This is a genomic window from Citrobacter sp. Cm038, from assembly GCF_030333105.1.
Lineage (GTDB): Bacteria > Pseudomonadota > Gammaproteobacteria > Enterobacterales > Enterobacteriaceae > Citrobacter > Citrobacter murliniae.
Genome location: NZ_JAOWGO010000025.1, coordinates 446,373 through 466,878, shown reverse-complemented (window position 1 = coordinate 466,878; position 20,506 = coordinate 446,373). Strand labels below are relative to the sequence as shown.

Genomic DNA, 20,506 nt, shown 5'->3' with positions numbered 1-20,506 from the left:
TGAGGAATCATTCGTGAACACACATACCGCGCTCTCCCGTTGGATCATTTTTGTTATGGCATTGGGCGCTGGGTTCAGCGTTGCTGCTATCTACTATGCCCAGCCTCTATTGCCATTGATGGGCCAGGATCTGGCCTTGAGTATCACCGGGATGGGACTGATTCCGACGCTGACCCAGGCGGGATATGCACTCGGCATTCTATTTTTATTACCACTGGGCGATCGCTATGACCGGCGGACATTAATCCTGCTGAAAAGTCTCTCTCTGGCCGTACTTCTTTTGGCATGCAGCTTTGCCGGACAGCTTCATTCGCTGCTACCAATCAGTCTGCTGATGGGGATGGCAGCCACAATGGCCCAGGATATTGTTCCCGCCGCGGCTATCCTTGCGTCTGAAGGAAAACAGAGTAAAACAGTGGGTACCGTTATGACCGGTCTTCTGTTGGGTATTCTGCTTTCGCGTACCGTCAGTGGCCTGGTGGGCGAGGCATTTGGCTGGAGAGAAATGTATCAACTCTCAGCCGTCAGTATTGCAGTAATTACCGCAATCATGTGGAGAATGCTGCCCCGCTTTACGGTGCATTCCACACTGAACTATCCATCATTAATGCTTTCAATGGCACAGCTCTGGCAACGTTACCCCGCACTGCGCCGTGCTGCGCTGGCACAAGGTTTCCTGTCGATAGCCTTCAGCGCTTTCTGGTCGACACTGGCGGTCATGTTATCCGAACATTACCAAATGGGCAGTGCAGTAGCAGGGGCTTTTGGCGTCGCTGGCGCCGCTGGTGCGCTTGCAGCACCAGTGGCCGGTCACCTCGCAGATAAAGTCGGCGCCGAAAAAGTCACTCAACTTGGTGCTTTGTTAGTTATGTTATCTTTTGCGCTTATGTTCTTTTTACCTGTCTTACCTGTGCCAGGTCAGTGGTTGCTGATTGCCTTTGCTGCGGTAGGCTTTGATCTCGGATTACAGTCAAGTCTGGTGGCCCATCAGAATCTGGTTTATAGCCTGGAACCACAGGCCCGGGGTCGCCTGAATGCTCTGCTGTTTACTATAGTGTTTATCGGTATGGCGCTGGGCTCAGTTCTCGGAAGTCAAGTCTACGCGCTGGCGAACTGGCAAGGCGTGGTGGGGCTAGCGACCCTCAGTAGCACTATTGCGCTGGTGATAAGAATGACTGGTAAAGCGCCGGTTAGTCGGACAGAAACAGCCTAAAAAAATGCCCGCTCCGGGGTGTGAATGGAGCGGGCAGACAAACATATCCAGTTTCATGATATGTTTCAAAAATGGTTGTTACCGATTTATCTGGAACAGCGACATGCCCTGCATATCAGTAAACGCTTTGTAAGAAGCCTGTAATGCCGCCTGCTGCATTACATAGGAAGAGATTGCCGCATTCCAGTCAACATCTACCAGATTACTCATCTGCTGGGTTTGCCCTAATGCACGATCTGCTCCCAGCGAATCCAGTGAACTCAGTTCACTGAGTTGGGTACCTAATTCTGCGCGAACGGACAGGACGTTATTGAGCGAGTTTTTCAGGCCACGGTTGGTTTTATCAATCGCTTCAGCAGCCTTGGCTTTGGCTACATCATCGCCTTCTATCGGCGTGTTCAACGCGGCGATAGCCGTATCCAGCATGACGAATAAATTCGTTTCCGGCTTGCTTCCATCAGGCTCCGGAACAGCGTTACTAGTCACAGAGTTAAATATTTTGTCCCCAGTGTGACCAATTACCATCGTTCGGGAAGCATCGACCTGTTGAGTGATGTTTTCCGTTCCACCAGTATAGGTGCCGTTAGTCTGAGTAAATGGTGCTGCTTCCGTTTTGTATCCACCGAAAATATAGCGACCATTGCCATCTGTGCTGTTTGCCAGGTTCATCAGCTGATCGCGAAGCCCCTGCAAATCTTTGGCGAGTGATGCCCGGTTATCGTCACTTAATGTGCCATTCCCGGCGTTAACAATTTTTTCCTGCGCAGCAGTAATCGCCGTCGTCGCCCGGCTTAACACGTTCTCTTCCAGCGATACTTTCTGCGTCGCGAAAGTACGCGCCAGCGTATACTGGCTGTTCTGCGCTTGTGCCTGAGACAACACGATAGCCTGTGACGCAGCAATTGGATCGTCAGACGGATTAATTACGCGTTTGCCTGTCGACATCTGCTCGCCGAACTTCATCCATTCGGCCTGAGAGTTAGTGATGCCACGCATGTTCTGCTGGTACATCATCTGGGTACTGATACGCATTGAGTCCCTCTCCCTTAGCGAATATTCAGAAGTGCATCAAAGAGTGAGTTCGCAGTTTGCAGGACCTGGGCGTTAGCCAGATAATACTGCTGAAAGCGCTGCAAGTTACCGTACTCTTCGTCGAGGTTAACCCCGGAAATAGACTGCTGCTGATTAGAGAGCTGCGTAACCACATTGTTCTGTGTGGTGCTGCTGGTTTTAAGCGTGGCAGTTTTGTTGCCAACATCGCTCACCAGCGTAGCGTACGCGTCGTTAAAGGTTTTATTCCCAACGGTGGATTTAGTTTGCAGATCCAACAGTTTCTGACCGTTGCGGTTATCGCTTTTTCCCTTGTCCTTATCTGGATCCAGGTCATTTTTGGAGACTTCGGCCATGGCGATTTTCGACTCATCGGTCACCATAACTTTCATATCAACGATGGCATTGCTCACAGGTTTCAGAGTAAAGCTATCGTTCGCTTTCGCGCCAGCACCTACCGTTATCTCCATCCCGTCAAAGGACATTTTCCCGCCGGTAACAGTAGCTTTAAAGCTGGTATTGTCTGCCAGACGGGTGACCTGCCAGTCTGTACCATCAAAAACGATTTTATAATCAGTAGCCTGAACAGCGGAGCTGTCAGTAATTTTTGCCGTTAACGAGCCTGTACCGATATTTTTGGCATTACTGTATGTAGACGGGCTGCCGATGGCAAAGAAATCTTTGCCCGCATCACCGTTGGCATCAAATCCCTCTTTGTGCTGCGTATTAAACGCATCTGCAAAGGCGAGTGCCAGTTGGCCCAGGGTATTACGCGTCTGGTCCAGCTCCTCAGAGCGAAACGTCAACAATCCACCCAGCGAACCGGTATTCAATAGTTTCTCTGGAATTTCAATATTTCCGGCAACGCTGTCAACATACGCCACAGTGGTACGGGAAGGATCGGCGCTGGAAGGTACCGCCGCGAGCTGACGGGCATTGCTACCCTGCACCAGCGAATAACCATTCGCCATGTTCACGTTGTAAGTGCCACCGTCCTGAACGCTGACTTCCACACCCACAATCTTGTTCAACTCGCTCACGAGCTGATCACGCTGATCAAGCAGGTCGTTAGGTGATGCACCTGCGCCAACGCCGGTCAAACGGGAGATTTGATCGTTGAGACTGGCGATTTGCTTCGAATAGTTATTGATCTGGTCAACGCTGGCGTTGATAGCGATATTTACCTGTTTATCCTGATCGCGCAGGTACTGGTCAGTCGTTTTAAACTGATTGACTAAACCATCGGCTTTGCCAATCAGCGCCTGGCGTGCCGCCGGATCTTCTGCGTTACTGACCAGTGTTTGCAGGCTGGTGAAAAAACCCTGCATTGAAGTCGAAATTGAGCTGGTTTTACTGGAAAGCAGATTGTCAATTTTCGACATTTGTTCATAACGTGTCGTCAGACCGCTACTCTGATTCTGCGCTGCACGCAACTGATTAGTGATGAATGAATCATACTCACGCTGCACGCCAGAAACATAAACACCATTGCCAACCCAGCCCCCCGCCCCCAGCGTGCTGTTCAATTGCGCCATAATTGTCGTTTGCCGAGTGTAACCGGCGACGTTATAGCTGTTGATGTTATTACTGGTCGTGTTCAACGCGGCCTGCGCTGCGCTGAGTCCACTCATGGCGTTATTGATCAAGCTGGACATGGAGGTTCCTTGTAATCCTTCAATACTCGTTATTATCGGCAGCGGTTTTGTAGACTTGAGCTATTTAAAAGAGATTGTCGAGATTCGTACTGTAGGTTTTACTCACTTTCTCACTCATTGATTTCAGCTGCTGGATCATACTGGTTAATTTACGCGCATAATTAGGGTCGGTGGCGTAACCTGCGTTCTGCAGCGCCTGTGCCCCCTGCTCTGCGGTTGCGGCAACGGTCACCGCCGCGTAGCGCGGATTACGCGAGATTAACCCGACATAATCCGACAACGCCTCAAGATAAGAGCTATAGACGCGGAATCTGGCTTTCACCTTTTTCGCCTCACCGTTTTCATATTCGGTAGTGGTGATTTCGGTTGTCGGTCCTTTCCAGCTTCCCGAGGCCTTCACACCAAAAATGTTAAAGCTTGGCTCACCGTTCTCACGACGAATTTGTCGCTGTCCCCATCCGGATTCCAGCGCGGCCTGCGCCAGAATCAGATGATGGGGTACACCGCTCTGCTGACTTGCCAGTTTTGCCGGCAGCGAAAGCTGGGCCAGGAAGTCTTTGCTGTCGCCCGACAGCGGCTCATCGTTGCTTTCTGTCGTTCTGGGGATCGCTTTACGGACCAGTTGGGTCAGTGCCTGATTTTGATAGCTGGTCACCGTTTCCAGTGAGAACTTCATTGGCACCTGCGGCGCATCATCAGCAGGCTGCGCCTGACCCTCTGTCATTTGCTTAACCATCATTTCCGCCAGCCCCAGTCCTTTACCTGCAGTCATCTGCTGGGCAATTTGCTGGTCATACATGCTGGTGTACAAACGCGTGGAGTCGCTGCTAAACACACCGTCTTTCGGCAGCGCCTCACGCATACTTTTCAGCATCATCTGCACGAACATCCCTTCCACCTGGCGAGCGACCGGACGGATATTCGCCGCCGGATCCTGGCCCGCTTTCGCTTTCAGTTCGTTCAGCGACTGTGCATCCCAGGCAGCACTGGTGAGCAGTTTGCTATCGCCAATCATCAGATGATTTCCAGTTTGGCACGCAGGCAACCTGCGCTCTGCATTGACTGCAGAATGGACATCAGATCCATTGGCGTTGCGCCGAGGGCATTAAGCGCGCGTACAACGTTGTTCAGATTGGCGCTGGAACGCACACTTTGCAACGAACCACTGCTCTGGCGCAGATCGATCTGGGTTTGCGGCGTCACCACGGTTTGGCCACCGCCAAACGGCGTATCTGGCTGGCTGACGTTAGCCTGGCGATTAACTGTAATCGACAGATTACCCTGCGCAACAGCACAGCTGTCCAGCGTGACTTCGCGGTTCATCACCACGGACCCCGTACGCGAGTTAATAATCACTTTCGCATCCTGCGGCGTAACGTTTACCTCAATATTCTGAATGTCGGCCAGGAAGCGTACCTGTGAACTATTACCGCTGGGCACACGCACCTGAATCGTCCGCGCATCCAGCGCGGTGGCGCTACCAAAACCACGAGAGCGGTTGATGGTGTCGGTAATCTGTTGCGCCATAGTGAAATCTTCATTATTGAGCTGCAGATTAATGGTGTTGCCGCCACCAAACTGGCTGGGCAATTCACGTTCAATGATGGCCCCGTTGGTAATACGCCCACCATTAAGCTGGTTAACCTGTACGCTACTGCCTCCTGCTGAAGCCCCCGCGCCACCAACCAGAATATTCCCCTGCGCCAGCGCATAGACCTGACTATCGACTCCTTTCAAAGGGGTCATCAGCAGCGTGCCACCGCGCAGGCTTTTGGCGTTACCCATTGAAGAGACCACTACATCAATGGTTTGTCCCTGGCGTCCAAATGCCGGGAATGATGCCGTAACCATCACCGCCGCCACGTTTTTCAATTGCATGTTAGTTCCGGTCGGAACGGTGATCCCCAATTGGGAGAGCATGTTATTGAGCGTTTGCGTGGTGAATGGCGTCTGAGTTGTCTGGTCACCCGTACCGTCCAGCCCCACCACCAGCCCATAGCCAATCAGTGAGTTTTCACGTACACCCTGAACGCTGGTCAGATCACGTATACGATCGGCATGAGCAAACGTGGCTGACAGCACCAGTACCATTCCAACAAGAGTTTTAATCACTGGGTACCCCGCTTACATCGGCGACAAATTAAGGAAGAAACGCTGCAACCAGCCCATATTCTGCGCTTCGTTGATATAGCCGTTACCGACATATTCAATACGCGCATCCGCAACCTGAGTTGACGGAACGGAGTTGCTGCCACTGATGGTGCGCGGGTTAACGACCCCGGAGAAACGGATAAATTCAGTGCCCTGATTGATGGCGATCTGTTTTTCACCCACAACGTGTAAATTGCCATTCACCAGAACCTGGTCAACGGTCACCGTCAATGTGCCGCTAAAGGTGTTACTGGCGTTCGCGCCACCTTTACCATTGAAGGTATTGCCGCCAGAAGCTTCCACGTCGGCACGCTCGTTGCCAAACAATCCCTGCAGATAACGTGGCACCGTGTCAAAGCCGAAGTTAGTCTTGCCATCACGGCTGGCGTTAGCGGAAGAGCTTTTGCTCGCGCTGACATTTTCCTGCAATACGATGGTCAGCGTATCGCCAATATTACGTGGACGGCGGTCTTCAAATAGCGGTTGATAGCCATAGTTAATCGGCTGTGCCGACTGGAATATAGAGCCGTTCGCGACCGGCGTCGGGCCAGGGATCGGTTGGGCAGACGTCGCGCCCTGCACGAGCGGAGTGGCCGGGATCCAGGCGCATCCTGTCAGCGAAACCACCAACAGGGCTAAAATCGGGTAAGGGTGAAGCGCGTATTTTCGCATTGCCTTCATCTTCAAAATCAGTGTGCCGGCGAGACACCCGCCCCGCCGGACAACACTTTAGAGTTGCGTCAGTTTCTGCAGCATCTGATCGGTGGTAGATACCGCTTTACTGTTGATTTCATAAGCGCGCTGAACCTGGATCATATTCACCAGCTCTTCCGCCACATTCACGTTAGAGGTTTCAACATAGCCCTGATAAAGTAGCCCCGCGCCGTTAAGCCCCGGTGTACTCTCATTCGGCGCGCCGGAGGATTGCGTTTCGGTGTACAGATTCTCACCAATGCTTTCCAGACCGGTATCGTTCATAAAAGTGGTCAGGTTGAGCTGTCCTACCTGAACAGGTGCAGCTTGCCCCTGCTGCGTAACGCTGACGATGCCGTCTCGCCCAATGGTAATGCTCAGCGAGTTTGCAGGGATGGTGATAGCAGGCTGAACCTGAAAACCACCCGCCGTCACCAGCTGACCATTCTGATCTACCTGGAAAGAACCATCACGGGTATAAGCTGAGGTACCATCCGGCAGCATGACCTGGAAAAATCCCTGACCTTTAATAGCAACGTCTTTGCTGTTGTTGGTCTGTGACAGGTTGCCCTGGCTGTGTAAACGCTCAGTCGCAACCGGACGCACACCGGTACCGATTTGCAGGCCTGAAGGCAGTACGGTCTGTTCCGAAGACTGCGCGCCAGGTTGACGAATCGTCTGGTACAGCAGATCTTCAAACACCGCACGTTGACGTTTAAAACCATTGGTACTGACGTTTGCCAGGTTGTTGGCAATCACATCCATGTTGGTTTGCTGCGCATCCAGGCCGGTTTTGGCGATCCATAATGAACTGATCATAAAATGTCCTGTATTAACTCATCGACAGCAGTTGGTTGGCACGACCCGCGTTATCATCCACGCTACTGATAATCTTCATCTGCATTTCGAAGCGGCGAGCGCTGGCGATCATGTCGCTCATCGCGGCAACCGGTTTGACGTTACTGCCTTCCAGCACACCCGACATTACGCGGATGCTTGGGTCAGCCTGCAACGTCGGTCCACGGGTCGCCTGTGCAGCCGCGCTCAGACGAAACATACCGTCATCACCACGTTGCACTTCACTCCCTGTTGCCTTCACCAGCTTCAAACGCCCCACTGGTGCTACCGTATTCGCCGGATCGCCTGGGTTGAGTGCGGAAATCGTCCCATCAGCAGCGATGGTCACTTCCGACCCTTCCGGAACCGCTATTGGCCCGGCTTCGCCAATCACCGGATGTCCCTGAATCGTCAGTTCACCGGTCGGGCTCACCTGAATTGCGCCATTGCGGGTATACCCTTCGCTACCGTCAGCGGTCTGCACCGCCAGCCAGCCATCCTGTTGCAACGCCACGTCCAGTGGACGAGAGGTGTAGTCCATCTGGCCAGGCGTCATATCGGCCCCCGGCGTTGAAGCCACCACCAGCGTACGCGTTGGCAAAGAGAGTCCTTCAACAGGTACCGCACGCAGCGCGTTAAGCTGCGCGCGGAAACCCGGCGTGGAGGCATTTGCCAGGTTGCTGGCCGTCACCGCCTGCTGATTTAGCGTCTGACTGGCTGCGCCCATGGCGGTATATATTGCGTGATCCATTAAGCCATCCCGTCAGGCGCTTAGCGCAGGTTGACCAGCGTGTTGAGGATCTGATCCTGGGTTTTGATAGTCTGCGCATTCGACTGATAGTTGCGCTGCGCGACGATCATGTTCACCAGTTCTTTACTCAAATCTACGTTTGATGATTCCAGCGCACCGTTAGTCAGTTTGCCGAAGTTACCAGTACCTGCAGTACCGAGCAGTGCCACGCCAGAGGACTGTGTCGCGGCCCAGACGTTATCGCCCTGAGAAGCCAGACCTTCATTGTTGGCAAAGTTAGCCAGCACGATCTGCCCCAGAACCTGTTTCTGTTCGTTGGAGTAGTTACCCACCACGGTACCGTCGTTGTTAATCTGATAGCTCACCAGATCGCCCGGTTTGTAACCATTCTGGTTGGTGGCAACGATGTTGTTGGCGCCCGTGTTTTGCTGCATGGAGTTCAGGAAGCTGAGAGAGAACCCAGCCGGAACCGCGCCATTGATGGCACCGGTAGTGATCTGAATCTGCGGTTGAGCGTTAGCAGGACCTTCAACCAGGTGTTTAGGTCCAGTTGGATCTAGCGGGTCTACTGGTTCTTCAACATAGTTATTCACTGAGGCCAGCGTGCCGTTAGCACTAAAATTCATCACAGCATTTTTAGTGGCGACTGACCCGGCAACGCTGGCATCCTGGGTATAGACATCCCATTTGTTATCCGTAGTTTTGACATAAAAAATATTCATGTCATGGGCATTACCCTGGCTATCGAAAACGGTAACGGTGCCTTTTTTGTTGTACGAATCCGCATCACTCGGGTTGAATGGTGCTTTTGACGGGACCTTGTCAGTTGAGTTCAGGTTGATCTGCATTGACGCAGTGGTCGTGGCTTTTGCCGCCATCAGGGTATTCGGGATGGTGATCGGTGCCGGGTTAGCGCCCTGTTGAACCGTTGGCGGTGTCCCGGTGGCCGGATAACCTGTCAATTGCAGCCCCTGCATGTTGACGATATTGCGGTTTTCATCGAGCTTGAACTGGCCGTTACGGCTGTAAAACACTGAACCGTTGCTGTCGACCATGCGAAAGAAACCGTTTTGGCTGATGGCAACATCCAGACCACGTCCGGTATTAGTCGTAGTGCCATCGGTAAAGTCCTGGGTTATACCCGCAACTTTAACACCCAGACCCACTTTAGAGCCGGCAAACATATCCGCAAATGAGGCCGTACCGGATTTAAAACCATAGGTGGCGGAGTTGGCGATGTTATTACCAATGACATCGAGGTTGGTCGCTGCAGCGTTCAGACCGCTGACCGCTTGAGAAAAGGCCATGACTTACTCCTGATAAGTGTGAAGGCTTAGATTATTTGCCGTACTTCGTCGAGGGTGGTGGTTCCATAGGTGCCCAGGTCCAGCGTATTACCGCCATTACTGCGAATAACCCCCTGCACCAGCGCAAACTGAAGAGGCTGCGCCACGAGTTGCGTACCACCATTGCTGGCGGAAATCGCGACGTTGTAAGAGCCGTTCGGCGCAGCCGTGCCATCTGTCATGGTGCCGTCCCAGCTAAAGGTATGCACACCCGCCTTCAACCCACCGATCTCAATGGTGCGAATGACCTTACCGTCCTTATCGGTAATGGTCGCGGTGACCTTATCTGCTGGCTGCTGCAGTTCAACGCCAAACGGCGTAGTGGTGGTCGTTGCTCCCTCTTCCGTTCCTTTGCCGGTAAGGATAGTGGTCCCCGGGATCATGACACCGTGGCCGATAAGGGTACTGGCCTGCAGCGACTGACTGTTGTCGATTTGTCCGGAGATCGAGCCCAGCGTGGTGTTCAGCTTCTCAATACCGCTCACGGTGCTAATCTGCGCCAGCTGGGTAGTCAGCTCATTGTTTTGCATAGGATTGGTCGGATCCTGGTTTTTCAGCTGTGCCACCAGGAGCGTCAGAAAGCTGCTTTGCAGATCGGCAGCATTGCTGCCTGTCAGCGAACTTTTGCTACTGGCAGCATTAACGCCCGTACTGCTCGGGTCATTCATTTTTACAGCAATTGACATGTGCGCCTCCTTTACTGGCCTAGCGTCAGCGTTTTAAGCATCAAGCTTTTCACTGTGTTGAGCACTTCAACGTTTGCCTGATAGCTACGCGAGGCTGACATGGTGTTGACCATCTCTCCGACCACGTCCACATTCGGCATTTTTACGTAACCATTTGCATCGGCCAGCGGATTGCCAGGTTCATAAACCAGCTTATCTGGCGCCTGACTTTCAATGACGTCAGCGACTTTTACGCCGCCGGTAGCCGCGCCTGGCGCAGCATCGACCTGAAAAACAACCTGCTTCGCGCGATACGGCTGACCATCGGGTCCTGTCACGCTGTCCGCATTCGCCATGTTGCTGGCCGCGACGTTCAGGCGCTGGGATTGCGCCGTCAGCGCGGAGCCTGCGATATCAAAAATATTTAACAGCGCCACGAATTAGTTCCCTCCTTGCAGCACGTTCATCATGCCTTTGATTTGTCCACCCAATGCGGTAAGCCCCATCTGATACTTGAGACTGTTGTCCGCAAACTGTGTGCGCTCCCGATCCATATCAACCGTGTTGCCATCCAGGGACGGTTGGTCTGGGATACGATAGAGCAACTCCGTGGAGGGAGCCGAGGTGGTCTGGGCCGGAATATGTTGTGCAGAGGTCAGCGTCAACGAGACACCGCCGGTTTCTTCCCGTCCTCGCACCATGACTTTTTTTAACTCACTGGCGAAATCCAGGTCACGCGCCTGGTACCCTGGCGTGTCGGCATTGGCAATGTTGGCCGCTAATACTTCCTGGCGTTGGGCGCGCAGATTCAGCGCTTCTTGTTGAAAACGTAAGGCGGCGTCGAGCTTATCGAGCATATCTCCTCCGCAAATGACAAAATTCAGCCGACAGCTTAAATCCCATCACGCGCGCGTTATCGTCGGAATAAACGCAAAATGCGTCGCTATTTGTTGCGTTGATGACTGCGTCACACAGGTAAAATCCAGTCACTACCTGAAAAAGCATGAGGTTTTGATGCAAACGTTTAAACGAGGAATAGCCGTGGCAGCGCTGCTGTTCAGTCCCCTGACGCTGGCGCAAGACCTCAATTCGCAGTTAACGGCATGGTTTTCAGAACGGCTGTCGGGGTTCAGTGATGAAGTGGTTGTCACTGTTCGCACACCACCTAACCTGCGACCTGGCTGTGAGCAGCCGACGTTGAGCGTAGCTGGAAGCGCGAAGTTATGGGGCAATGTGAACGTCCTGGCCAGGTGTCCCAATGAAAAACGCTACCTGCAGGTGAATGTACAAGCCACGGGCAACTACGTAGTCGCCGCCGCTCCCATTGCACGAGGCAGCGCGCTTAACGCATCCAGCGTGACCTTAAAACGCGGTCGGCTGGACCAACTTCCGCCACGAACCGTTCTGGATATTAATCAGGTCCAGGATGCCGTAAGCCTACGCGACCTGGTCTCTGGCCAGCCGCTACAGCTGACGATGTTGCGTCAGGCATGGCGGATAAAAGCCGGCCAGCGCGTTCTGGTTATCGCAAACGGCGAGGGCTTTCGCGTGAATGCAGAAGGTAAAGCGCTGAATAATGCGGCCGTCGCGCAAAACGCGAGAGTGCGGATGCTTTCAGGACAGGTGGTGAGCGGAGTCGTCGATTCTGATGGGAATATTCTTATTAACCTATAATAGGTTAAAGATTTTTTAGCGGATGCCGATAGATAATCAACCAATGATTAAAGCGGGTCGCTATAGCGTAACCCCTCGATGAGGATAAAAAAATGAGCATTGATCGTACCTCACCATTGAAGCCAGTAAGCACTGTCCAACCACGCGAAACCAGCGACACGCCGGTACAAAAAGCGCGGAAGGAAAAAACATCAGCGACCAACAGCACCAGTGTGATGTTAAGCGACGCTCAGGCCAAGCTGATGCAACCCGGTACCAATGACATTAATATGGAGCGTGTTGAAGCATTGAAAATCGCGATCCGTAACGGTGAGCTGAAAATGGACACTGGGAAAATTGCAGACTCGCTGATCCGCGAGGCACAGAGCTACCTACAGAGTAAATAAAGTATGACTCGCTTGTCAGAAATACTTGATCAGATGACGACCGTCCTCAATGACCTGAAAACAGTGATGGATGCTGAACAGCAGCAGCTTTCCGCGGGCCATATCAACGGTAGCCAGCTACAGCGTATTACAGAAGAAAAAAGCTCTTTACTGGCGACCCTGGATTATCTGGAACAGCAGCGACGTCTCGAGCACGACTCGACGCGCAGCGCCAACGATGAGATAGCCGAGCGCTGGCAGACCATCACGAACAAAACACAGCATTTACGCGATCTCAACCAACATAATGGTTGGCTCCTGGAAGGGCAGATCGAGCGTAATCAACAGGCGATCAAGGTGCTGAAACCGCACCAGGAACCGACTCTGTATGGCGCTAATGGCCAAACCTCTGCGACGCATCGCGGCGGGAAAAAAATCTCTATCTGATATTGTGATAAGGGGAGCCACCTGACGGCAACTCCCCCTTTCTGTTACGCCGTCCGGCGTACAAACTCTTTCACTTTAAAGCCCAGAACGGCCAGCGCAGCAAAATAGGCTGTAATACCAACAACGACAACAGCCATCAGACGCAGCAGACGCCACAGCATCGTTCCCTGCGACCACTCCGGCATGATGTACAGCATGCCTACCAGCGCCGCAGACATGACCAGTACAGAAATCACCAGACGCGCCAGGAACCAGCCCCAGCCAGGTTGAGGGGTGAAAATTTTCTGTTTACGCAGTTGCCAGTACAGCAGTGAGGCGTTCAGACATGCCGCCAGACCAATCGAGAGCGACAGTCCGGCATGCTTTAACGGGCCGATAAACGCCAGGTTCATCACCTGAGTCATAATCAGCGTTACAATAGCGATTTTCACCGGAGTTTTAATGTCCTGACGCGAGTAAAACCCGGGCGCAAGCACTTTCACTACGATCAATCCAATGAGACCAACCGAGTACGCCACCAGAGCACGCTGGGTCATCAAAGCATCAAATGCAGTAAATTTACCGTACTGGAACAGTGAAACCGTCAGCGGCTTTGCCAGGATCCCCAACGCCACAGCACTGGGTAGTGCCAACAGAAAGCACAGGCGCAGCCCCCAGTCCATCAGTCGGCAATATTCATCATGATTTCCGCTGGAAAAACTCTTGGACAGCGATGGCAGCAGAATGGTCCCCAGAGCAACGCCCAGGACGCCTGACGGGAACTCCATCAGACGGTCAGCATAGTACATCCATGAAACCGATCCTGAAGCCAGGAATGAGGCGAAAATTGTGTTGATGATCAGGGAAATCTGGCTGACAGATACGCCCAGGATTGCCGGGCCCATCTGCTTTACGACGCGCATCGCACCGGCATCGTGAAAGTTCACGCGCGGCAGCACCAGCATACCAATTTTTTTCAAATGCGGGAGCTGGTAAACCAGTTGTAATACCCCACCTACGGTGACGGCCCAGGCCAGCGCCAGTACCGGCGGGTTAAAATAAGGTGCAGCAAACAGCGCAAAACCGATCATGCTGATGTTCAGAAACGTCGGTGCAAACGCCGGAATGGAGAAACGGTTCCAGGTGTTAAGAATAGCGCCCACCAGCGAGGCCAGCGAAATTAACAGAATATAGGGAAAGGTTATCCGCAGCAGTTGAGTGGTAAGCGCAAACTTGTCGGCCGTATCGGCAAAGCCAGGCGCGGTGACCATAATCACCCACGGCGCTGCGAGCATCCCGACAACCGTGACCACCGCCAACGCCAGCGTCAACAGCCCAGAAACGTAGGCGACGAACACACGGGTGGCTTCTTCACCCTGCTTACTTTTGTACTCTGCAAGAATTGGCACGAACGCCTGAGAAAACGCGCCTTCAGCAAAAATTCGACGCAGCAGGTTAGGAAGTTTGAATGCCACAAAAAAGGCATCTGTCGCCATCCCTGCGCCAAAAATTCTGGCGACAATCGCATCACGCGCAAAACCCAGCACGCGTGAAAACATCGTCATCGAGCTGACGGCCGCCAGCGACTTTAATAAATTCATCTATTTTATATTCCAGACCCTGGAGCAAAACCCCGCATGGCGAAACCGTAGACCAGATAACGCATTTAAGCGGTCATCCGGCAACATCACCGCACCCGATGGAGACGCATAAACGTCTTATCAGGCAAACAGTTCACCCTACAGGTTGCCATCATTCACTGTTAGAAAGAGGAGTTATTTTGAGTGGGCATATAGTACCTGGATTACAATGAATTACTACCGCCAGATGTTACAGGGGGTTATTCAGCCATGGCATCCCGCCACAGCTTTTCGACCACGCGCTGAGCCAGAATCGCCTGTTCACCCGCCGTCTCAGGAACCGTCTGATTTTGCACGCATTCAATAAAGTGACGCGCGCATCCGGCAAAGCCACGTTGTTCCAGGGTTGTTTGCCAGCCTGGAACCGGCTTGTGTACTACGCCCTGTCCACGCTCCTCACGCCATTCCCGCATATCAGTAACGTCTATTAATCCTCCGTTCATCACCACCTGTACACTTTCTCGTTGGCTGCCCGCCCGACGATGCATACTGGTGGTTACTTGCACCTGACCCGCAGAAAAATGGTGTTCGGCATAAAGCATCGCCCCGGATTCGTTGGTCAACAGCGTACCGCTATTTATCAAAGCCTCTCCCCCGGACAGCCACAGCGCGGTGTCCACGACGTGCAGATAATCATCCAACAGCGTAAAACGCAGATCGTGCGGCCCAACACTATCCGTACGATGCTTGTCCATTCTGACAGAGGCAGCATCAACTAACTGCGCTTTTAAATCCCGGTAAAGCGGCGCAAACCGGCGATTGAAACCCACCATCAGCGTCAGTTTTTTCCGCGCCGCGAGTGCCACCAGTTGTTCAGCATCGCGCAAATTTTCCGCCAGGGGTTTATCCACGCAAACATGGATCCCGGCATTAAGCAATTCACTCACCACAGCATAATGTGTTGCGGTACTGGAATGGACAAAAACGGCATCGCAGGTTGCCGCCAGATTCGCCAGTGAATCAACGTATGGCATCCGCCAGGTTTCGCAAATACGCTCTGCTTTTTCCCGCGAAGGTGACCAGGCTCCTTGTAGTGTCCACTCCGGAGCCGCGCCAAGGACGGGTAACCAGGCTTTTTGCGCAATGCCGCCCAGCCCGACAACACCGATACGTAATTTTTTCACATTAGTCTCCCAGATGCGCCAGTAGCGAATCGAGCCGCTGTTTTAGCTCTGCCACTTCAGTTTCCAGCGCCTCGACGCGCGCCTGCAAACCACCAGAAGCAGCCGGAGATTCATCTGCCGTTGCGATCGGCTCATCAACTTCACCGCAAAACAGGTGCATATAACGGCTTTCGCGCTTACCGGGTTCACGTGCCAGACGGACAACATAAGGACCATCTTCACGGGTGGCCAGTGTCTCCAGAGTCGATTCAACTTCTGCCATGTCACTGAATTCATACATACGGGATGCTCGACTACGCAACTCTCCGGGCGTTTGTGCGCCGCGCAATAACAACGTCGTAATTAACGCCACTTCTCCTGCACTGAGCTTCAGGTTGCCAAACTCTGAGTTACAAAAGCGTTGCTCGTATTTGGTTACGCGATTACCAAACCCGCTTACGGTACGCAGAAAATGCCGTTTAACCAGGTTATCCAGTTGGTCCTGCACTTCCGATTCCGACAGGTTCATCACCGGTTCACGATTGGTTTTTTGATTGCAGGCGGTCACAACGCCATTCACGGAGAGCGGATATTGTTCTGGCGTTGTTACCTGCTTTTCCAGCAGACAGCCAATCACGCGGGCTTCGGTGGCGGTTAATTCGTATTTCATCGTCTTCTCCATTAATCAGCCAATACAGCTGAAACTTAGCGACCCGGGGTCCATTCTGATGTTGTCAACGCTGTTAGCACGTGATCGCGCCACTGCCCGTCAATCAGCAGGTAGTCTTTGGCATACCCTTCTTTTTCAAAACCAAGCCGCGCCAGCAAATCGCCGCTACGTTTATTATGTGGCATGTAATTCGCCATAATGCGGTGAATATGCTGTGAGCGCTGCATATAACGAATGGCCGCGGTTAAGGCTTCATACATCAGCCCCTGTCCCTGCCACTTCTGCGCAATGGAATAACCGAGATAGCATGCATGAAAAGATCCACGCACGACGTTAGAGAAGTTCGCGACGCCGATGATCTCTTTCTCTTCTGGATCGAGCAACGCAAAATAATAAGCAGACCCTTGTTTATGAAATTCAGAGATCATACTCAGACGCGCCTGCCAGCCAGAAGGATAACAGTGGCTTTCATCGCGAACAGGTTCCCAGGGTTTTAAGAAATGACGATTTTCTGCGTAATAATCTGCCAGACGCCAGGCATCACGCTCATGCACTAAACGCACGACCAGGCGGTCCGTGGTTAAGCGCACTTTTGGCACGTTACTGCGATAGCCAAACATTCTATACCTACTCCTTCCCGTAACGTCTTCAATACGCTATTTGCGATACTATACCTGTGCAAATACACCCTGTGAAAAGAGCAAAACATCATTTTTTGAATTATTCACACATTTTGATGAAAACTCTCTATCAAGACTGGCTTTTGATAAAAAAATATTGTTTCCCCAGGGGTGGGAAAAGATCAGACGACACCGCAGAATAGGAGGTGCTTATCTTTTAAACTCTAATCAGAGTGACGAGTTTTTCCCTGGAGGGGAAATGTCGCAAGTTTCGCAGGCGAGGAACCTGGGTAAATATTTCCTGCTCATCGATAATATGTTGGTCGTACTGGGTTTCTTCGTCGTATTCCCGTTGATCTCTATTCGTTTCGTCGACCAAATGGGCTGGGCTGCCGTAATGGTTGGTATTGCACTTGGATTACGCCAATTTATTCAGCAAGGGCTGGGTATTTTTGGCGGAGCGATTGCAGACCGTTTTGGTGCAAAACCGATGATTGTCACCGGCATGCTGATGCGCGCCGCCGGATTCGCCACTATGGGTATTGCCCATGAACCCTGGCTGCTGTGGTTTTCCTGTTTTCTCTCCGGATTAGGCGGCACACTGTTCGATCCTCCCCGCTCCGCGCTGGTGGTCAAACTGATCCGCCCGGAAAAACGTGGGCGTTTCTTCTCTATCCTGATGATGCAGGATAGTGCCGGCGCGGTCGTTGGTGCGTTACTCGGAAGCTGGCTGCTACAGTACGACTTCCGACTGGTATGCGCCACGGGCGCGATTTTGTTTGTCCTGTGCGCTGCCTTTAATGCCTGGCTTCTCCCCGCGTGGAAACTGTCGACGGTGAAAATTCCGGTACGCGAAGGGATGAGTCACGTGATGCATGACAAGCGATTTGTCACCTATGTCCTGACATTAGCGGGTTATTACATGCTGGCGGTGCAGGTCATGCTGATGCTACCGATTATGGTTAACGATATTGCGGGTTCACCGTCCGCCGTGAAATGGATGTATGCCATTGAAGCATGCCTCTCCTTAACGCTGCTCTACCCGATTGCTCGCTGGAGTGAAAAGCGTTTTCGCCTGGAACACCGCCTGATGGCCGGTTTGTTGGTGATGTCTCTCAGTATGATGCCCATTGGTCTGGTCGGTAATTTACAGCAGCTTTTCACTCTGATCTGTACGTTCTATATCGGTTCCATTATTGCGGAACCAGCGCGGGAAACGCTCAGCGCATCGCTGGCGAATGCGCGGGCACGGGGGAGTTACATGGGCTTTAGTCGGCTGGGATTAGCTATCGGCGGCGCAATAGGTTACATCGGCGGCGGCTGGTTGTTTGACATGGGCAAAGCGTTGTCGCAACCCGAACTGCCATGGATGATGCTCGGGGTTATCGGCCTTATCACTTTTCTGGCTCTGGGCTGGCAGTTCAGCCACAAACGCACATCACGCGGTATGCTGGAGCCAGGTGCCTGATATTTAGCCAGCCGCATGGACACATTTTCAGTTTTTTCTGCTGGTGTCCGGCGTGCTGGTACTAGATGCTGCTTTGTGTCACGATTACGCCACAAGCATCATGTTGAGGAACCCCATGAAAAAGTTTTTTTTTGCCGCTGCACTAATTGTCGGCGGCCTGTTGGTTGGTTGTAATCAACTCACGCAATACACGGTTAGCGAGCAAGAAATTAATCAGGCGCTGGCGAAACACAATAACTTTTCTAAAGACATTGGCTTGCCCGGTGTTGCTGAAGCCCATATTGTTCTGAGCAATCTCGCCAGTCAGATCGGTCGTGAAGAGCCGAATAAAGTGACCCTGACCGGTGATGCCAATCTGGATATGAACTCCCTGTTTGGCAGTCAGAAAGCGACCATGAAGCTGAAGTTAAAAGCATTGCCGGTCTTCAACAAAGAAAAAGGCGCTATCTATCTGCAAGAGATGGAAGTTGTTGATGCAACCGTCACACCGGAAAAAATGCAATCGGTTCTGCAAACCCTGATGCCTTATTTAAACCAGTCGCTGCGGAATTATTTCAATCAGCAACCGGCTTATATCCTGCGAGAAGATAGCAGTAACGGCGAAGCGCTGGCGAAAAAGCTGGCCAAAGGTATTGAGGTGAAACCGGGAGAAATAATCATTCCGTTTACTGATTAATAAAAATGAGGGTGCATCAGCACCCTTTTTTTCGTGCAAACGAAAACGTTTCCGCTTATCCTTTGTTTCCGGCAAAAATGACTATCCTCAGCCGGAGCATATTGATGACTGCACCATCCCAGGTTTTAAAGATCCGCCGCCCAGACGACTGGCATCTTCACTTTCGCGATGGCGACATGTTAAAAACTGTCGTGCCCTATACCAGTGAAATTTATGGGCGCGCGATTGTCATGCCCAACCTGGCACCGCCTGTCACTACGGTTGACGCCGCTATCGCGTACCGTCAGCGCATTCTTGACGCGGTGCCTGCCGGTCACGATTTCACCCCATTAATGACCTGCTACTTAACGGATACGCTGGATCCCAATGAGCTGGAGCGCGGATTCAAAGAAGGTGTATTCACTGCAGCCAAACTCTATCCGGCGAATGCCACCACCAACTCCACACACGGCGTGACATCTATTGATGCCATCATGCCAGTGCTGGAGCGGATGGAAAAACTCGGCATGCCATTGCTGGTACATGGCGAAGTGACCCATGCGGACATCGATATTTTTGATCGCGAAGCGCGCTTTATTGAAACTGTGATGGAGCCATTGCGTCAGCGCCTGACCACGCTGAAAGTCGTGTTTGAACATATCACCACCAAGGATGCAGCAGAGTACGTACGTGACGGGAATGAATTCCTCGCAGCAACGATAACGCCACAGCATTTAATGTTTAACCGCAACCATATGCTGGTAGGCGGAATTCGCCCGCATCTGTATTGCTTACCGATCCTCAAGCGTAACATCCACCAGCAGGCGCTGCGTGAACTGGTCGCCAGCGGTTTTACCCGCGCATTCCTTGGCACTGACTCGGCACCACATGCACGTCATCGCAAAGAGTCCAGTTGCGGCTGCGCGGGTTGTTTTAACGCACCGACCGCGCTGGGCAGTTATGCCACCGTATTCGAAGAGATGAATGCTCTGGCCCATTTTGAAGCCTTCTGCTCACTTAATGGCCCTCGATTCTACGGGCTGCCGGTTAACGAAACTTTTATTGAACTGGTTAGAATTGAACAGCAGGTACCGGAGAGCATCGCGCTTGAAGATGACACACTGGTCCCCTTCCTCGGCGGAGAAACGGTACGCTGGTCTGTAAAAAGCTAAAAAAAATATAGCCAACTATTGTCAATTACTGAAGTTAACTGTATAAATAACCAGTATATTCAACAGGGGGCTATTATGCGTATTGAAGTCACTATTGCTAAAACTTCACCTTTGCCTGCCGGTGCGATTGACGCCCTGGCAGGTGAACTCTCCCGCCGTATTAACCATCATTTCCCGGATAACGAAGGTAATGTCACCGTTCGTTATGCCACCGCAAACAATCTGTCGGTCATTGGCGCGACCAAAGAGGACAAAGAACGCATCAGCGAGATCCTGCAGGAAACATGGGAAAGCGCAGATGACTGGTTCATCAATGAATAATAAATGATATGCAGTGATGTTTATTTGCCGG

General features: G+C 52.3%; 23 protein-coding genes. 8 read left to right on the top strand and 15 right to left on the bottom strand.

What is annotated here, in order from left to right; genetic code table 11:
• The first annotated feature begins 13 nt into the window (after positions 1 to 13).
• A complete protein-coding gene (locus OGY01_RS21670; protein ID WP_286493680.1) occupies positions 14 to 1,213 on the top strand; it encodes an MFS transporter in 1,200 nt (399 codons plus the stop codon).
• A gap of 78 nt (positions 1,214 to 1,291) precedes the next feature.
• On the opposite strand, the gene flgL is transcribed toward OGY01_RS21670, so the two are convergent.
• The 11 genes from flgL to flgB all read right to left on the bottom strand — a co-directional run bounded on the left by flgL (position 1,292) and on the right by flgB (position 11,218).
• Entirely contained in the window at positions 1,292 to 2,245 is a 954-nt protein-coding gene (gene flgL, locus OGY01_RS21665) for a flagellar hook-associated protein FlgL (RefSeq protein WP_045441687.1), read from the bottom strand.
• Positions 2,246 to 2,259: 14 nt separating this feature from the next.
• On the bottom strand, positions 2,260 to 3,918 hold the full coding sequence (gene flgK / locus OGY01_RS21660) for a flagellar hook-associated protein FlgK (protein ID WP_284096456.1): 1,659 nt from the start codon (positions 3,916 to 3,918) through the stop codon (positions 2,260 to 2,262).
• A 64-nt stretch (positions 3,919 to 3,982) separates the two neighbouring features.
• The gene (gene flgJ / locus OGY01_RS21655; RefSeq protein ID WP_045441680.1) at positions 3,983 to 4,933 is read right to left on the bottom strand and encodes a flagellar assembly peptidoglycan hydrolase FlgJ; all 951 of its coding nucleotides are present in this window, start codon (positions 4,931 to 4,933) and stop codon (positions 3,983 to 3,985) included.
• Positions 4,933 to 6,009 (bottom strand): flagellar basal body P-ring protein FlgI, encoded by a 1,077-nt coding sequence (locus OGY01_RS21650; protein WP_233617170.1) that lies wholly within the window; start codon positions 6,007 to 6,009, stop codon positions 4,933 to 4,935. Before OGY01_RS21650 ends, flgJ begins: the two co-directional genes overlap by 1 nt.
• A gap of 33 nt (positions 6,010 to 6,042) precedes the next feature.
• Positions 6,043 to 6,741, bottom strand: a complete 699-nt coding sequence (gene flgH, locus OGY01_RS21645; RefSeq protein WP_032939885.1) for a flagellar basal body L-ring protein FlgH — start codon at positions 6,739 to 6,741, stop codon at positions 6,043 to 6,045.
• Between the two features lie 57 nt (positions 6,742 to 6,798).
• The gene (gene flgG, locus OGY01_RS21640) at positions 6,799 to 7,581 is read right to left on the bottom strand and encodes a flagellar basal-body rod protein FlgG (RefSeq protein WP_045441663.1); all 783 of its coding nucleotides are present in this window, start codon (positions 7,579 to 7,581) and stop codon (positions 6,799 to 6,801) included.
• Positions 7,582 to 7,594: 13 nt separating this feature from the next.
• Complete coding sequence (locus tag OGY01_RS21635) at positions 7,595 to 8,350, bottom strand: flagellar basal body rod protein FlgF (protein ID WP_048211227.1); 756 nt, start codon at positions 8,348 to 8,350, stop codon at positions 7,595 to 7,597.
• Positions 8,351 to 8,370: 20 nt separating this feature from the next.
• Entirely contained in the window at positions 8,371 to 9,657 is a 1,287-nt protein-coding gene (gene flgE / locus OGY01_RS21630) for a flagellar hook protein FlgE (protein ID WP_045441659.1), read from the bottom strand.
• Positions 9,658 to 9,683: 26 nt separating this feature from the next.
• Entirely contained in the window at positions 9,684 to 10,382 is a 699-nt protein-coding gene (gene flgD / locus OGY01_RS21625) for a flagellar hook assembly protein FlgD (RefSeq protein WP_045441657.1), read from the bottom strand.
• Positions 10,383 to 10,393: 11 nt separating this feature from the next.
• Complete coding sequence (flgC, locus tag OGY01_RS21620; protein WP_045441655.1) at positions 10,394 to 10,798, bottom strand: flagellar basal body rod protein FlgC; 405 nt, start codon at positions 10,796 to 10,798, stop codon at positions 10,394 to 10,396.
• Positions 10,799 to 10,801: 3 nt separating this feature from the next.
• A complete protein-coding gene (gene flgB / locus OGY01_RS21615; protein WP_048221659.1) occupies positions 10,802 to 11,218 on the bottom strand; it encodes a flagellar basal body rod protein FlgB in 417 nt (138 codons plus the stop codon).
• Positions 11,219 to 11,375: 157 nt separating this feature from the next.
• On the opposite strand from flgB, the gene flgA reads away from it, so the two are divergent.
• The 3 genes from flgA to flgN all read left to right on the top strand — a co-directional run bounded on the left by flgA (position 11,376) and on the right by flgN (position 12,847).
• A complete protein-coding gene (gene flgA / locus OGY01_RS21610) occupies positions 11,376 to 12,035 on the top strand; it encodes a flagellar basal body P-ring formation chaperone FlgA (protein ID WP_045449563.1) in 660 nt (219 codons plus the stop codon).
• A gap of 92 nt (positions 12,036 to 12,127) precedes the next feature.
• Positions 12,128 to 12,421 carry a flagellar biosynthesis anti-sigma factor FlgM gene (flgM, locus tag OGY01_RS21605; protein ID WP_045441651.1) on the top strand — a complete coding sequence of 98 codons (294 nt, stop codon included), beginning with the start codon at positions 12,128 to 12,130 and terminating at the stop codon, positions 12,419 to 12,421.
• 3 nt (positions 12,422 to 12,424) lie between these two features.
• A complete protein-coding gene (flgN, locus tag OGY01_RS21600; RefSeq protein ID WP_045441649.1) occupies positions 12,425 to 12,847 on the top strand; it encodes a flagella biosynthesis chaperone FlgN in 423 nt (140 codons plus the stop codon).
• 44 nt (positions 12,848 to 12,891) lie between these two features.
• Here flgN and murJ read toward each other — a convergent pair whose 3' ends face one another.
• From murJ to rimJ, 4 genes are all read right to left on the bottom strand, one after another.
• The gene (murJ, locus tag OGY01_RS21595) at positions 12,892 to 14,427 is read right to left on the bottom strand and encodes a murein biosynthesis integral membrane protein MurJ (protein ID WP_286493677.1); all 1,536 of its coding nucleotides are present in this window, start codon (positions 14,425 to 14,427) and stop codon (positions 12,892 to 12,894) included.
• 239 nt (positions 14,428 to 14,666) lie between these two features.
• On the bottom strand, positions 14,667 to 15,590 hold the full coding sequence (locus OGY01_RS21590) for a Gfo/Idh/MocA family protein (RefSeq protein ID WP_286493675.1): 924 nt from the start codon (positions 15,588 to 15,590) through the stop codon (positions 14,667 to 14,669).
• Position 15,591: 1 nt separating this feature from the next.
• Positions 15,592 to 16,239 carry a YceH family protein gene (locus OGY01_RS21585; RefSeq protein ID WP_200011897.1) on the bottom strand — a complete coding sequence of 216 codons (648 nt, stop codon included), beginning with the start codon at positions 16,237 to 16,239 and terminating at the stop codon, positions 15,592 to 15,594.
• A gap of 35 nt (positions 16,240 to 16,274) precedes the next feature.
• On the bottom strand, positions 16,275 to 16,859 hold the full coding sequence (rimJ, locus tag OGY01_RS21580; RefSeq protein WP_045441640.1) for a ribosomal protein S5-alanine N-acetyltransferase: 585 nt from the start codon (positions 16,857 to 16,859) through the stop codon (positions 16,275 to 16,277).
• A gap of 259 nt (positions 16,860 to 17,118) precedes the next feature.
• Between rimJ and mdtH the strand changes: the two genes are divergently transcribed.
• From mdtH to dinI, 4 genes are all read left to right on the top strand, one after another.
• Positions 17,119 to 18,327 (top strand): multidrug efflux MFS transporter MdtH, encoded by a 1,209-nt coding sequence (gene mdtH / locus OGY01_RS21575; protein ID WP_045441637.1) that lies wholly within the window; start codon positions 17,119 to 17,121, stop codon positions 18,325 to 18,327.
• A gap of 115 nt (positions 18,328 to 18,442) precedes the next feature.
• On the top strand, positions 18,443 to 19,003 hold the full coding sequence (locus OGY01_RS21570) for a lipoprotein (RefSeq protein WP_045441634.1): 561 nt from the start codon (positions 18,443 to 18,445) through the stop codon (positions 19,001 to 19,003).
• 104 nt (positions 19,004 to 19,107) lie between these two features.
• Positions 19,108 to 20,154: a dihydroorotase gene (gene pyrC / locus OGY01_RS21565; RefSeq protein WP_200011899.1), complete on the top strand. Its 1,047-nt coding sequence runs from the start codon at positions 19,108 to 19,110 to the stop codon at positions 20,152 to 20,154.
• Between the two features lie 75 nt (positions 20,155 to 20,229).
• The gene (gene dinI, locus OGY01_RS21560; protein WP_045441628.1) at positions 20,230 to 20,475 is read left to right on the top strand and encodes a DNA damage-inducible protein I; all 246 of its coding nucleotides are present in this window, start codon (positions 20,230 to 20,232) and stop codon (positions 20,473 to 20,475) included.
• The last annotated feature ends 31 nt before the right edge of the window (positions 20,476 to 20,506 follow it).

Bases quoted from the DNA above. Each gene is read 5' to 3' on its own strand.
- flgA (WP_045449563.1), top strand. From the start codon at position 11,376: ATGCAAACGTTTAAACGAGGAATAGCCGTGGCAGCGCTGCTGTTCAGT.
- murJ (WP_286493677.1), bottom strand. From the start codon at position 14,427: ATGAATTTATTAAAGTCGCTGGCGGCCGTCAGCTCGATGACGATGTTT.
- rimJ (WP_045441640.1), bottom strand. From the start codon at position 16,859: ATGTTTGGCTATCGCAGTAACGTGCCAAAAGTGCGCTTAACCACGGAC.
- flgK (WP_284096456.1), bottom strand. From the start codon at position 3,918: ATGTCCAGCTTGATCAATAACGCCATGAGTGGACTCAGCGCAGCGCAG.
- flgD (WP_045441657.1), bottom strand. From the start codon at position 10,382: ATGTCAATTGCTGTAAAAATGAATGACCCGAGCAGTACGGGCGTTAAT.
- flgB (WP_048221659.1), bottom strand. From the start codon at position 11,218: ATGCTCGATAAGCTCGACGCCGCCTTACGTTTTCAACAAGAAGCGCTG.
- pyrC (WP_200011899.1), top strand. From the start codon at position 19,108: ATGACTGCACCATCCCAGGTTTTAAAGATCCGCCGCCCAGACGACTGG.
- flgN (WP_045441649.1), top strand. From the start codon at position 12,425: ATGACTCGCTTGTCAGAAATACTTGATCAGATGACGACCGTCCTCAAT.
- flgJ (WP_045441680.1), bottom strand. From the start codon at position 4,933: ATGATTGGCGATAGCAAACTGCTCACCAGTGCTGCCTGGGATGCACAG.
- dinI (WP_045441628.1), top strand. From the start codon at position 20,230: ATGCGTATTGAAGTCACTATTGCTAAAACTTCACCTTTGCCTGCCGGT.
- OGY01_RS21650 (WP_233617170.1), bottom strand. From the start codon at position 6,009: ATGGTACTGGTGCTGTCAGCCACGTTTGCTCATGCCGATCGTATACGT.
- flgH (WP_032939885.1), bottom strand. From the start codon at position 6,741: ATGCGAAAATACGCGCTTCACCCTTACCCGATTTTAGCCCTGTTGGTG.
- flgM (WP_045441651.1), top strand. From the start codon at position 12,128: ATGAGCATTGATCGTACCTCACCATTGAAGCCAGTAAGCACTGTCCAA.
- OGY01_RS21635 (WP_048211227.1), bottom strand. From the start codon at position 8,350: ATGGATCACGCAATATATACCGCCATGGGCGCAGCCAGTCAGACGCTA.
- OGY01_RS21570 (WP_045441634.1), top strand. From the start codon at position 18,443: ATGAAAAAGTTTTTTTTTGCCGCTGCACTAATTGTCGGCGGCCTGTTG.
- OGY01_RS21585 (WP_200011897.1), bottom strand. From the start codon at position 16,239: ATGAAATACGAATTAACCGCCACCGAAGCCCGCGTGATTGGCTGTCTG.
- mdtH (WP_045441637.1), top strand. From the start codon at position 17,119: ATGTCGCAAGTTTCGCAGGCGAGGAACCTGGGTAAATATTTCCTGCTC.
- flgL (WP_045441687.1), bottom strand. From the start codon at position 2,245: ATGCGTATCAGTACCCAGATGATGTACCAGCAGAACATGCGTGGCATC.
- flgG (WP_045441663.1), bottom strand. From the start codon at position 7,581: ATGATCAGTTCATTATGGATCGCCAAAACCGGCCTGGATGCGCAGCAA.
- flgE (WP_045441659.1), bottom strand. From the start codon at position 9,657: ATGGCCTTTTCTCAAGCGGTCAGCGGTCTGAACGCTGCAGCGACCAAC.